A 14,280-nucleotide genomic window follows, 5' to 3' on the forward strand; every position below is an offset into this window, starting at 1 on the left:
AACAAACATAATGAAAATAGTTAAGAAAATATTAACTCGTTACAATTAATTATTAACTAACTCAATTTAAAATCTATGAAAAGTAAACTTTTACTTTTGGTGTTTTTAATAAAGAATGCATTTAAAAAATTAAACTTAAATACTTAAAAAAAATCTACAATTTATACATCTATTTATCAAATCAACAAGAGATAAAAGTCAATTTGTTGCATCATTAAATGCAATTTTACAGCCGCCTTTTAATTTTTAAATCGTTATTAACGCAAAAAAAATCGGTCTAAAAAGTATTTTTTAGACCGATTTTTTTCTATTAAAACAGTAAAGAAATGTGATTTAGAAATTAGTTAACTAAAAATAAAGCATTGCTAAACAATAAGTTCCCGTTTTCCCAAAAACCTCTGAATAAAGGATTGTCAATCATATAAATCACTTTTCCTTTTCCTTTGGCTTCAATTGCGAAACTTACCGTTTTGCTCAATTTATTTCTAATATCATGCCCTACAAAGCCGTAACTTTTATAGTCATTAGGAACATAAGCCACATTCAAAGCTTTTTTAAGCAATGGATAACGTCTTTCATCTGTTTTTATGCTGAAATATTTGTCACCTAAACCAAAAGACATTGGATGCGTTACATCTAACACATTTTCAATTACTGCACCTGGAATAGATGCTGATATAGCTCTTCGTTCGGTACTTAGATAATCCAGAAAACGCGTTTTTAATTCCTTCTCAGTAATTTCCTTTTCGGACGCTTTTTTATCCTCTTCAGATTCAAAAAGACTTAACGCATACCCCTCCTTATCAGTAAAAACACTTAAAGCATTATTCATTGCAATCAATTTGCCTCCATTTTTAATCCAATCTCCAATTTGTTTTTGTTGATCATTAGAAAAATCATATTGACCATCGGCTAAAATTAGCGTGTTATAAGTTTCTAATTTAAATCTATTAAAATCACTAACTTCAACGATACTCACCGGATATCCTGCAACTTCGTCTAAATAAAACCAAACAGAACCAAATTCGGTAGAGCCCACTCCTTTTCCAGATAACAATGCTATTTTTGGAGCTTTCAACAAACTAAAATTTTCGCTTCCTAAATCATTTCCATTTACAGAATAGCCTGTTGTTAAGAAATTATAATCTTTTTTTATTTTTATGATCTCCGAAACTGTTTTTTCAAAATCAATCACTTTCGGATTATCGGCTTTAGAAACAATTAAACCTCCTGCTTCAACAGTTATTTGTCCAAAAACTCCTTTTTTTATTGCAGATCTTACTCTAATATCTTTTTGATGCAATAAAGCCAGAACTTGTGCCGAAATTCGATTGTTCCAAGGAATATGAAAAGCATATACGTTTTCAGGAATATTTTGAATATTAGCTTCAATAGTGGTTTTTGTTTTTAGATTCAGATTGGTTTTTAAAGCATATCCTTCAACACCAAAAGCCAATGGCAATGCCCAAGCGGTAATATCATAAGACAAGCTATCGTTTAACTTATGATACGGTTCAAATAGAACTTGTGTCAAAATAGCCTTCGGTTGATCTACTTTTATGATTAAATCATTGGGCTCAATAGAAAAGCTTTTATCTTTTTGGGTTTGGTAATTAAATCCAGAAGCTTTTTGATTGCCATCTGCATAAGCAAATTCGATACGGTTTTTTTTCAATAAATCCGCCATCTGTTCTAGTTTTGGATTATTTTTTAAAACGTAGGTTTTATAATTTCCCTTAATTGTTTTTCGGGAATTAGTCATAAACCCTCTGAAACCCTGAATTAAATTATCTGCTTCAGATGCGGCAGCACCAACAGTAGTTAAAACGGCTTTAGCGTGATGAGTCAACCGTTCCTGAATAGTTAGAAGAGAGCCGTTTTCTAACAAAACTTCTCTTCCGGCTCCTATTCCTCCTTGTTCAAAAGTCATTCCTACAGCTCCATTGTAAGTAGGATAAGTATCTCCGTAACTTGGATAAAACATATCAAAACGTTCCCTTGTATTGTATAACCACTTTTCTTGGTCAAATTTCTTAGAAATTTTTTCTCCTAAAATGTTATGAAATTTTTTTTGAAATTTTTCAATATATTCATGCCAAGGTTCAGCCGAGGGTGGGAAAAAATAAGGCGAATTATAGCCCATTTCATGCACATCTACATGTACCTGTGGCAACCAATCATTGTATAATGCTAACCTTTGCTGCGTCTCAATTTGAGTTTGCCATGCCCAGTCTCTGTTCATATCAAACAAATAATGATTGTATCTGCCTCCAGGCCACACTTCCATATGCTCTCTATCCATTAATTCTGGATGAGTTTTTTTACCTGAAATCTCCCTTAACCAATTTCCATACCTTGAATAACCATCAGGATTTAAACATGGATCTAAAATAACTATCGTGTTTTCTAACCAACTTTTAGATTCCGGATTTGCTGGATTTAATAGTTCATAAGCAACTGTCATTGCGCTTTCAGTTCCTGCAATTTCATTCCCATGAACACTAAAACTCAACCAAACAATCAGTTTATCCTCTATCACTTTTGTTTTTTTATCTGATAATCCTATAGCTGCCAAATTATTATTTCTAATTTGATCTAAATTGGCAAGATTCTCGGGAGTTGAAATATAATAGACATTCAAATCTCGTTCTTCTGAGGTTTGACCGTATTTTTGTTTTTTAATTGAGGTTGATTGCTCCGTTAACTGGTTAAAATAAGCTTCAACTTGATGATAGTAGCTAACTTGTTTTCCATAATTAGGTAAAAATTCTGAGGGACTTTTTAACTGAGCACTTACTGATACTACAGTTAACAAAAGAAACAGTAAATAAAACAATGTTTTTTTCATATCGATCTAAAGGTTAGTTATTTTTCAAAAATAAACTTAAAAATAGATTTTCTTACAAAAATTTTTAAATTAGCTTTTTTATTATTTTTTTAATCAAAAAAGATCCTGCATACTTTGCAAAACAACCCTAATATAAATTGTTTGAGTTTCATTCAATAAAATCAAAAACCGACCTAGGTTTTAATTGAAAGCATTGTTCCAAAAATAAATTGTATTTTGGCTAAATACTAAAGTTAATCCTACATAAAATAAGGATTTTTATCCAATAAATTATAAACTGTCAAACTAATTTAATAAAATCTAAAAAACATGAGTAAATCATTTTTCCTTTCTAAAACCTATTTTATTATTGGTCTCGTTTTATCCTTTGCCTCTATTCAGGCTCAATCTCCAAAAGGAAAATTATTTATTATTGGTGGCGGAAACAGGTCCGATACCCTAATGACACATTTGCTGTCTATTTCTAAATTACAAGCAAAAGATTATATTGTGGTGTTACCCATGTCTAGCGAAGAACCTGACAGTGCTTTTATCTATTTCAAGGATCAAATGAAAAGATTAACTTCAAATCCGATAGTCATGCTCAATTTCGATAAAAAGACCGCCAACAATCAAAAGTGGACTGATTCTCTCCGAAACGCAAAACTCATTTTTATAAGTGGTGGCGATCAAACCCGATTCATGAATGTCGTAAAAAACACTCCCATAAAAACGGCAATTCATCAGGCTTATCAAAACGGAAGTACAATTTCAGGGACAAGTGCCGGTGCAGCGGTGATGTGCGAAAATATGATTACGGGAAATCAAAAATTAGACAGCATATATTCAGCTACTTTTGACAATATTAGACATAATAATCTCGAAATTACTGAGGGATTGGGTTTAATAAAGGATGTAATTATTGATCAGCATTTTCTAAAAAGAAGCCGCTACAATCGATTGCTATCAGCTTTAGTTGAATTTCCTACTCATGTCGGGATTGGCATAGATGAAAGTACAGCTATTATTGTTCGCAATAAAAATATTGAAATAACAGGAGAAAGCGAAGTCATAGTAGTCAAAAAACCGAAAGGAATTCAAAAATTTGACAAGAATAACCTCATTTCCATAGAAAGTCTTGAAATGAGCATTTACAAAAGTGGTCAAAAATTTAAAATTTAATGCTAATGTTCAATTATAAAAAACTTCTTAAAACAGGCTTTCTCATTCTGTTTATAAATTCCGCAGTGTTTTCTCAAAGTCTCAGCACTAAAGAAAGTAAAAGACTTGAAAAAGCAGCGAAACAAGTAACTATCATTAGAGACAATTGGGGGATTCCTCACATATACGGAAAAACAGATGCCGATGCTGTTTTTGGCTTATTGTATGCCCAATGCGAAGATGATTTTACTCGCGTAGAAATGAATTACATAGAAAAACTAGGTCGATTATCAGAAATCAAAGGACAATCGGTTTTATACAATGATTTAGAAATAAGACTGCTAATAGATGAAAAAGAAGCCAAAAGTGATTATGAAAAAGCAAAGCCTTGGTTAAAAAAATTATTGAATGCCTATGCTGACGGAATCAACTACTATTTGTATAAAAATCCAGATGTAAAACCTGCTTTATTAAAACATTTTGAACCTTGGTATCCGCTGCTTTGGACAGACGGCAGCATCGGCGCAATTAGCACGGGAGATCTCACTACCGGAGAATTGAAGGCTTTTTATTCTGGTAATTTCGATAAAGTATCTTATATAGAACGAAAAAGGGATGTTCATTCGGGTTCAAACGGATTTGCTTTGGCTCCTTCAAAAACGGCCTCCGGAAATGCCATTTTATATATCAATCCACACACTAGTTTTTATTTCAGACCCGAAGTGCAAATCAGCAGTGAAGAAGGACTAAATACCTATGGTGCGGTCACCTGGGGTCAGTTTTTTATTTATCAAGGATTTAACGAAAACTGCGGTTGGATGCATACCTCCTCCAATGTAGACGTTGCTGATTTGTATGCCGAAAAAGTTGTGCTTAAAAACAACAAGAGATTTTACGAATATGACAATCAATTAGTGCCAATCAAAGAAAAATCCATCACTATAAAATATTTAGAAAACGGCAAACTGGAAAGTAAAGAATTCAATACCTATTCAACCAATCATGGTCCAATCATGGCTCAAAGAGAAGGAAAATGGATTAGTTTAAAATCCAATAATCGTTCCATGAAAAGTTTAGAACAAAGCTGGCTAAGAACCAAATCCAAAAATTTTGAGGATTACAAAACGGCAATGGATTTAAAAGCCAACACCTCAAACAATACGGTTTATGCTGATTCAAAAGGAAATATTGCTTATTGGCATGGGAATTTCATCCCTATCAGAGACAAAAACATCAACTGGTCCAAGGTGGTTGACGGAACAACTTCTGCTACCCAATGGAAGGGCTTACATCAAGTTTCTGAAACGGTTCATATTTACAATCCTGTAAATGGCTGGCTGCAAAACTGCAATTCCACCCCTTTTTCGGCAGCGGGTAATCAAAGTCCAAAAAAAGAAAATTATCTTTCCTACATGGCTCCGGACGGAGAAAATTTTAGGGGCTTGAATGCGGTTCGTCTTTTAAGCAAGGGAGAAAATTATACTTTGGACAAAGTTATAGCCGATGGTTACAATACGAAACTATCTGCTTTTGAATTACTTATCCCTGCATTAATTTCAACTTTTGAAAAACAAACAAGCCTCAAAAATACACAATACAAGGATCTAATTGAACCCATAAATATCCTTAAAAACTGGGATTATCATTCTTCCGAAACATCTATTGCCTCTACCTTAGCTATAGAATGGGCTACAAAACTAGACCCGATATTACAAAAACTTTACATCGATCAAGGAGAAAGTGATCAAATTGAAAATACAAAAAAATTTGTACAAAATGCTACAGCAGATCAGTTACTACCCCAATTACTTTTGGTTGTAAATGAATTAACAACCAAATTTGGAAAATGGCAAATCCCTTGGGGAGAAATCAATCGCTTCCAAAGATTATCTGGTGCTATTGATCTTAAATATGACGACAAATCAAAAAGCTTGCCTATTGGTTTTGGACCTGCACTTTGGGGTTCCCTACCAGCTTTTAAAAGTAATTATCAAGAAGGTACCCAAAAAAGATACGGCTATAACGGGAATAGCTTTGTTTGTGCTGTCGAATTTGGTCCCAAAATAAAAGCTAAGTCATTGCTGGCTGGAGGTAACAGTGGTAACCCTGGGTCAAAACACTTTGATGATCAGGCAGAAATGTATCAACAAGGGAAATTCAAAGATGTTTTATTTTATAAAGAAGAGGTAGAAAAAAATGCCGAACGTAGCTATCATCCTGGTGAATGATTTCACAGCCTTCGAATAAGATACCTATACTCTATCTTTTAAGCTCTGATTATATCGAAAAAACCATTGGTTAGCGAAACACTTAGCCTTGTCAAAAAGAAAGGAAGATATCATTGAGTTATCTTCCTTTTTTGTACTTACCTACTATTAAATACCATCAAAAAAGATAATAGTCAGGTTTTTTCTATATTTCTTCATATAATTAAGAATTGATTTTTTACTTTTAGAAAAAATTAACCTTAACCCTATGAAAAGATTTTTTTCCCTCCTTTTATTATTAATTTTTATCCCAAAAATTGATGCTCAGGAATACTTTCCCAATAATGAAAGTGTCCAAAACAAGAACAACAATTACACTGCATTTACAAATGCCAAAATTTTTGTCACTCCAACTCAAGTAATCGACAAAGGAACTTTGCTTATTCAAAACGGAAAAGTAATCAATGCAGGCAAAACCGTAGTAATTCCCAAAAATACGATTGTAGTAAATCTTGAGGGAAAATCAATTTACCCTTCTTTTATCGATATGTACACCACTTTTGGGATCGAAAAACCCAAAAGAGGCGAAGGCGGTCGTCAGAACCCTTTATACGATACTAAGAAAGAAGGATACTATTGGAACGAACATATCAAACCCGAAACGGATGCTTTCCAAAACTTTCAATACGATAATACCAAAGCCGAAGAGCTTTTGAAAGCTGGTTTTGGTGTGGTAGGAAGCCATGTTGCCGATGGAATTGCACAAGGAAGCGGAATTTTGATTGCCTTAAACAATGAAGACAACAGCAAAAGACTTTTGGCTAATAAAATAACCAATCATTTCAGTTTTACCAAAAGCTCCACCACAAACCAAGCCTATCCCAGTTCATTAATGGGAATGATTGCTTTATTGCGCCAAATGTATTTTGATTTAGATTGGTACAAAAACGGGAATTCAACCACCACCGACTTATCATTGGAAGCCATGATAAACAATCAGAAATTGGTTCAGATTTTTGCTGCCGAAGACAAATTGAACAGCCTTAGAGCCGCTAAAATTGCGAAAGAATTTGGATTGAATTACATCTTTAAGGGAGCTGGAAATGAATTTGAAAGAATTGAGGAAATAAAAAAAACAAATGCTTCTTATATTATCCCAATCAATTTTCCGGAAGCCTTTGACGTAAGCAATCCCTATCTGGCAAGTCAATTGGATTTTGCCGATTTGCGTTTATGGAATCAATCTCCAACTAACTTAAAAGTGTTATCAGATAACGGAATCATATTTGCTTTAACTACTGATAAGCTCAAAAAGATGGATGATTTCAGAACTAATCTTTTAAAAGCAATCCAATATGGTTTTGACAAAACCAAAGCCTTAGAAGCCCTAACAACTATTCCTGCCTCTTTATTGGGGAAAAGCAATGAAATAGGCTCTTTGAAAAACGGAAGCTTGGCTAATTTCTTAATTACATCTGGTGAGATTTTTGATAAAAAAACAACCATCTATGAAAACTGGGTTGGAGGCAGCAAGTACGTTATCAAAGACATCACGGCAAAAGACATTCGTGGAAGCTATGATTTAACCGTTGACAATACTCCTTATAAATTAGTCATCAAAGGTGAAATTACAGCTCCAGAATCTGAAATCAAAACATTAGACTCAACTAAGGTAAACTCTAAAATTAGCCTTGCAAACAATTGGATTTCTTTAATTGTAAAAAGCAAAGACTCTGTAAAAACTAATTTCAACAGACTTACCGGGTATATTGAAAACTCACCAAATCTGAACGGGAAAGTAATATTCTTTGATGGTAAAGAATCAAATTGGTCTGCGGTAAAAACAGCCGCTTTCGAAAACGAAAAACCGAAGGACAAAGGCAAAGATGAAGCAAAAAATAATACCATAATCCCGGTTAGCTATCCTAATATTGCTTTTGGAAATGCCGAAAAACCAAAACAAGAAACCCTATTATTCAAGAATGCCACAGTTTGGACCAATGAAAAAGAAGGCATCTTAACAGAAACTGATGTTCTGGTAAAAAATGGTAAAATTGCCGCTATTGGTAATAATCTTAATGAGGCAGCAGCAACTGTAATCGATGCCAAAGGAAAACACCTAACAAGTGGTATCATTGACGAGCACTCTCATATCGCCATTTCAAATGGCGTCAATGAAGGTGGACATAATTCCAGCGCAGAGGTTACGATTGAAGACGTTGTTAACTCTGATGATATTAATATCTATAGAGAATTAGCCGGCGGCGTGACCACTTCCCAGTTATTGCACGGATCAGCAAACCCTATTGGCGGGAGATCAGCAATCGTAAAATGGAAATGGGGAGCAGCTCCTGATGAAATGCTTTATAAAGACCAACCTAAATTTATCAAATTTGCTTTGGGAGAAAATGTAAAACAAGCCAACTGGGGAATTAACAACCCAACCCGTTTCCCACAAACAAGAATGGGTGTCGAACAAGTTTTTACTGATTATTTTCAACGCGCCAAAGAATATGAAGCCACTTGGAAAAAATACAATGCAGCTTCAAAGAAAAACAAAGGCAAAATGCCAAGAACAGACATCGAATTACAAACTATAACCGAAATTTTAAATCAGGAGCGATTTATAAGCTGTCACTCTTATGTGCAATCCGAAATTTTGATGTTAATGCAGGTAGCCGAAAAATTTAATTTTAGAGTCAACACTTTTACACACATTCTTGAAGGATACAAAGTAGCCGATAAAATGAAGGAACACGGTGTGGGTGCCTCTACTTTTTCTGATTGGTGGGCTTATAAATTTGAAGTAAATGATGCAATCCCTTATAATGGACCAATAATGCACAATGCAGGCGTAGTAGTAGCATACAACTCTGATGATGCCGAAATGTCTCGAAGACTAAATCAAGAAGCCGCAAAAGCCGTAAAATACGGAAACATTTCAGAAGAAGAAGCTTGGAAATTTGTGACTTTAAATCCTGCAAAATTATTACACATCGACAATAAAGTAGGAAGTATCAAAGTAGGTAAAGATGCCGATATCGTATTGTGGAGCACTAATCCTCTATCGGTTTATGCCCAAGCCGAAAAAACAGTTATTGAAGGAACTGTTTACTATGATGCCAAAAAAGATGAAGCAAAAAGAGTGGCTATTGATAAAGAGAGAAACGAAATTATAGGTCAGATGCTAGAGGAAAAAAACAAAGGAATGAATACTCAAGAACCTAAAAAACGAATTAAAGTCGAATACCATTGTGATACTTTGGAAGACTAAAAAGAGCGATTCATTAATTGAAAAAAAATATAAAATGATACTTAAAAAAAGATATTTAGTACTGTTTATACTTAGTATATCCATGGCAGCTCAACATGCTCCTGCAAAAAAACAAACAAAGTCCATATTAATCCTAAATGCAATTGCACATTTAGGAAACGGAAAAATAATTCAAAACAGCGCCATTGGATTCAAAGACGGAAAAATAACGCTCGTGGCCGATGCTACACAAATTCGATTAGCCAAAGATGCCTATGACGAAACTATAGACGCTACGGGAAAAGAAGTTTATCCGGGATTTATTGCTCCAAATTCGACTTTGGGATTAGTTGAAATTGATGCCATAAAATCATCTGATGACGAAAGCGAAATTGGGGTTTTCAATCCTAATGTTCGAAGCATCATTGCCTATAATGCCGAATCGAAAGTAATCGAAACAGTACGGCCAAATGGAATATTAATAGCTCAAATCACCCCTCGCGGCGGGAGAATTTCAGGAACTTCTTCTATCGTACAATTGGATTCCTGGAACTGGCAAGATGGCTTGATGAAAGAAGATGATGGAATACATTTAAATTTTCCATCCTCATTTAGACAAAATGGCTGGTGGGCTGAGCCAGCGGCATCATCCCTTAACAAGGATTACTCTAAACAAGTGGGAGAAATAACCCGTTTTTTGACTAATGCTAAATCGTATCTGGCGGATACCGCAAAGGAGAGAAATTTAATCTTTGAATCGGTAAAAGGATTGTTTGACGGAACACAAACTTTATTCATCCATGCCGATAAAGAGCTGCAAATCATTGATGCTGTAAACCTAGCCTTAGAAAACGGAATCAAAAAAATAGTGATTGTAGGTGGTTTTGAAGCTTATAAAGCAGCTGATCTTCTTAAAAAGAACAATATAGGCGTATTATTGAAAAGAGTACACGATATGCCTGAAAATGACGATCAAGATGTGAATTTGCCTTATAAAATGGCAAAAATCCTAACCGATAAAGGAATTGTAGTAGGGTTAGAAAACAGCGGAAACATGGAGCGTATGAATACAAGAAATTTACCTTTTCTTGCCGGAACTTGTGCGGCTTACGGCTTAGACAAAGAACAAGCCTTGCAGTTGATTACTTCTAATACCGCTAAATTATTAGGAATTGACAATCTATGCGGTACACTCGAAGAAGGAAAAGATGCTACTTTATTCATTTCGGATGGAGATGCCTTAGATATGAGAACCAATAAAATTTCTAAAGCATTTATCCAAGGAAGAACGATAAACTTAGAAAATCATCAGAGTCAACTTAACAAGATCTACAAAGAGAAATTCGGTCAACAATAAGTTTAAAAAAATAACAGTAGGCTGAACAATCAGAAGAACTACTTTTTATTACTCCTAGAAAAGTGCCAATCGCAACTCTTGTGATTGGCACTTTTTTTATTTTATCCCCCAATTAAAGTCAAAAAACACTTCTTAGCCTCAATTCAAAATCCCATATTTTAAAAAAAAGATTAACAATTCACTAAAAACAAATAAAAATAAAGATATAGCCGTAATTTAAAAGAGGGTAAATTTAAATTTTGATAAAAATAACCAATACTAACCCCATTTAAAACAGGGGTATTGATTGATTTTATATTTTTACAAAAACTAAAACTAAAAACAATGCGAAAAATTATTCTAAGTGTGATCCTAATCACCATTCTGATTTTAACCCTATTTTCGAGTTTTTTATTATCTGATAACCCAATACCTACTCAAGCGGTTGCATTTGACACCGGAGATATGGCTTGGATGATTGTTGCTACTGCGCTTGTCCTATTAATGACTCCTGGCTTAGGTTTTTTTTATGGAGGAATGGTTGGTAAAAAAAACGTTATTAGCACTATGCTTCAAAGCTTTATGGCCATGATAATAGTAACACTTCTTTGGGTTATCATCGCTTTTGGTCTATCATTTGGCCCATCGATAGGAGGAATAATTGGAAATCCTTCTCCTTATTTGTTTTTTCAAAATGTGAACACAACATCATCCTGGAGTTTAGCCCCTACTATTCCATTCCTGTTGTTTGCTTTATTCCAAGCTAAATTTGCCATTATTACACCTGCATTAATCACAGGGGCTTTTGCCGAAAGAATCCGTTTTTGGGCCTATCTCTTATTCATGGTCTTATTCATTTTGTTTATTTACACCCCTCTGTGCCATATGACTTGGCATCCTGAAGGCCTTTTCTTCAAAATGGGTGTATTGGACTTTGCAGGAGGAACCGTTGTCCATATGAGCGCAGGTTGGGCAGCATTGGCTGGAGCCATATTTTTAGGAAAAAGAAAAAACCAAAAAGTAAATCCAGCACGAATTACCTATGTATTATTAGGAACCGGTTTATTATGGTTTGGATGGTTTGGTTTTAATGCTGGTTCAGCTTTAGGGGCAAATGGATTGGCCGTTCAAGCACTCGGAACCACCACTGTGGCTGCTGCTGCTGCCGGAATGGCTTGGGTCTTCTTTGATAAAATCCTTGGACACAAACTGTCGGCTATGGGAGCCTGTATTGGAACCGTAGTGGGTTTAGTCGCAATAACGCCTGCTGCAGGATTTGTCAGTATTCCTCACGCCATTTTCATAGGGGTATTCAGCAGTATTGTAAGTAACCTCATGGTGAGTAAATTTCATAAAGGCAAGATTGACGATGCTTTAGACGTATTTGCTTGCCACGGCGTAGGCGGTATGACGGGAATGCTCTTGACTGGTGTTTTTGCTTCAAAAGCGGTAAACCCAGCAGTAGTAGATCAAGGCCTTCTCTTTGGAGAAACAACATTGTTCTTCAACCAATTAATTGCTTTAGTTATCGTTTCTGTTTTTGCTTTTACAGCCTCTTATTTCCTTTTCTTTATAGTGAACAAAATCACTCCTTTGAGAGTCAGTGAAGATAGAGAAGAATTAGGTTTGGATCTTTCGCAGCACGGAGAATATTTATAAATCATTTTAGCACCCCATTTAAAGACAGTCTGAAAATTCATTTTCAGCATATTTTTTATTGCAGTTTGTTGCGGTAAGCTTGCAAGCATGTCGCAAGTATGTTGCAAGTATGTTGGGAGTATCCATTTTCGGTTTTGGCTCTTTGACAAGCTTAGAGGATACGTTTTTTTTTAGGGGAATCCATTGTCAATAAACAAAAAAACTCCATCTCAATTAAAATTGAAATGGAGTTTTTTAAATTCTATCAACAAAGTGAATCCTATTGTTTTATTAATCTGATTGTCTTTTGATCAGTTCCCTGACGCACTACTACCAAATAAGCACCCGATGGGAAGTCTTCACCAAACTTAATTAGCTTGTTGTTGCTATTCTCAATATGTTTCACCATTCGGCCCAATACATCAAATACTGAAATTTCAACCTTTTCATTACTGATTCCCGCCAGTTCCAAGTTAAAATATTGACTTGAAGGATTAGGATAAGCAGTGATGCTAAAAGCAACTATTTCCGGTTTAGCCTCCAACACTTCCATCTTAGCATTCTTTTTCTTCACTTCATGTATCACAATGGAACCGCCGCCTAGCTCTGTTGTTGCATCTGCATTATCAGCAGCCCCATTCTGATTATCGTAAACAACAGTGTTTCCGTTATTCTTATTCCAAATTTTAATTCTGAATTTATCAATTCCTCCGCCACCATTAATTTGACCATCAGTTGCGGTTACCATAAATCCAAAGTTTCCTACGCCATTAACAGTTCCCACCCCTTTATATGTTGCTTTTGCGCCAGAAATCACCAATGTCATGGCTTCATGGCTTGAACTTTTGAAGTTTAAATTAGCCGTATTAAATTGAAATTCTGTATTTCCATCAACCTGGGTACTTCCTTTTTTATATTTCGCCACAAAACCAAAATTTGCTTTACCAATTAATGAAGGATTTGCAACATAAGCACCTACAGGAGAATTAATCCATCCTCCACCAGTAACAAATCCACCATCTGGATCGTATACTGGCAAATAAGCCATTGATGAAGCGCAAGAACCAGCTGTAACATTTAGCTGATACATTTCTACCGGCAGACTAATATCTGATGTAATAGCTAAGCCTGTAGCGTCTGTAGTGGCGTTATAGGTAGTTATACCTCCATTGCCATTATCCAACGTAAACAATACCGGAATACCCGCTAATGATAAGCCTGGAATCACCGGCGAAGCTGTTACAGTCGCTTTCAATTTAGCCAATGAATTTACAGGAATAGGTGTACTACTTGCAGAGGCATCAATGTTTATACCAATGGTTGTTAAAAGACCATTTACATAATTAAAGCTATAATTATTATCTGCACCACCAGATACGGTTATAGTCTGATTATCTCCTAATATAGTTGCTAATGGATGAGCATCTAAAACTGCTGCTGTTTCGCCATTCATAAATCCAGTAATTTGCATCGTAAAGGTTGGATTCGTCTGTCCGCAATATTTCATTTTATTATCTGCTTTTATGGTTAGCATTGCCTTAGTAATAACATCATTTACTGTTCCGCTAGCATTATTATAATTTCCTGTAGCATCCGTAAATGTCCAAGCATCGCTGTACACAGCTGCATTGGTATGCATCGTACCGCTCAAGTTAAGTCCTAGCAATGTCTCACCTAGCACACCCGTTGCAGTTCCTGTTGCCGTGTGGGCAAGACCATCATAGGTGACGCTATATGGCGTAACTGAGATTAAAGCATTGGCTTTGCCGATGGCAAAATCCTTGTTGTCATCACTGCCAAAATGGTTCGCATCACCTGGGTAAGTATAGCTCGCATTGGCTGTACCCACATTGATATT

Annotated in this window: 7 protein-coding genes; 5 read left to right on the forward strand and 2 right to left on the reverse strand. The window is 35.2% G+C overall.

Features of this window, described 5'->3' with window-relative positions; translation table 11 throughout:
- Positions 1–340: 340 nt before the first annotated feature.
- Entirely contained in the window at positions 341–2,848 is a 2,508-nt protein-coding gene (locus BUB25_RS12390) for a M14 family zinc carboxypeptidase (protein ID WP_072944808.1), read from the reverse strand.
- A 309-nt stretch (positions 2,849–3,157) separates the two neighbouring features.
- Here BUB25_RS12390 and BUB25_RS12395 point away from each other — a divergent pair, with 309 nt between their 5' ends.
- From BUB25_RS12395 to BUB25_RS12415, 5 genes are all read left to right on the forward strand, one after another.
- Positions 3,158–4,009, forward strand: coding sequence for a cyanophycinase (locus tag BUB25_RS12395; RefSeq protein ID WP_072944811.1), 852 nt, complete (start codon positions 3,158–3,160; stop codon positions 4,007–4,009).
- Positions 4,010–4,014: 5 nt separating this feature from the next.
- Positions 4,015–6,216, forward strand: coding sequence for a penicillin acylase family protein (locus BUB25_RS12400; protein ID WP_072944841.1), 2,202 nt, complete (start codon positions 4,015–4,017; stop codon positions 6,214–6,216).
- Between the two features lie 247 nt (positions 6,217–6,463).
- Positions 6,464–9,469 carry an amidohydrolase family protein gene (locus BUB25_RS12405; RefSeq protein WP_072944813.1) on the forward strand — a complete coding sequence of 1,002 codons (3,006 nt, stop codon included), beginning with the start codon at positions 6,464–6,466 and terminating at the stop codon, positions 9,467–9,469.
- Positions 9,470–9,551: 82 nt separating this feature from the next.
- The gene (locus BUB25_RS12410; RefSeq protein ID WP_244533822.1) at positions 9,552–10,805 is read left to right on the forward strand and encodes an amidohydrolase family protein; all 1,254 of its coding nucleotides are present in this window, start codon (positions 9,552–9,554) and stop codon (positions 10,803–10,805) included.
- Positions 10,806–11,129: 324 nt separating this feature from the next.
- Positions 11,130–12,443 (forward strand): ammonium transporter, encoded by a 1,314-nt coding sequence (locus BUB25_RS12415; protein WP_072944817.1) that lies wholly within the window; start codon positions 11,130–11,132, stop codon positions 12,441–12,443.
- Between the two features lie 259 nt (positions 12,444–12,702).
- Here the strand turns inward: BUB25_RS12415 and BUB25_RS12420 are convergent.
- A partial coding sequence (locus BUB25_RS12420; RefSeq protein ID WP_139256910.1) for an MBG domain-containing protein occupies positions 12,703–14,280 on the reverse strand: 1,578 nt, incomplete at its 5' end.

The organism is Flavobacterium granuli, from assembly GCF_900129705.1.
Classification (GTDB): domain Bacteria; phylum Bacteroidota; class Bacteroidia; order Flavobacteriales; family Flavobacteriaceae; genus Flavobacterium; species Flavobacterium granuli.

Bases quoted from the DNA above. Each gene is read 5' to 3' on its own strand.
- BUB25_RS12390 (WP_072944808.1), bottom strand. From the start codon at position 2,848: ATGAAAAAAACATTGTTTTATTTACTGTTTCTTTTGTTAACTGTAGTA.
- BUB25_RS12395 (WP_072944811.1), top strand. From the start codon at position 3,158: ATGAGTAAATCATTTTTCCTTTCTAAAACCTATTTTATTATTGGTCTC.
- BUB25_RS12400 (WP_072944841.1), top strand. From the start codon at position 4,015: ATGTTCAATTATAAAAAACTTCTTAAAACAGGCTTTCTCATTCTGTTT.
- BUB25_RS12405 (WP_072944813.1), top strand. From the start codon at position 6,464: ATGAAAAGATTTTTTTCCCTCCTTTTATTATTAATTTTTATCCCAAAA.
- BUB25_RS12410 (WP_244533822.1), top strand. From the start codon at position 9,552: ATGGCAGCTCAACATGCTCCTGCAAAAAAACAAACAAAGTCCATATTA.
- BUB25_RS12415 (WP_072944817.1), top strand. From the start codon at position 11,130: ATGCGAAAAATTATTCTAAGTGTGATCCTAATCACCATTCTGATTTTA.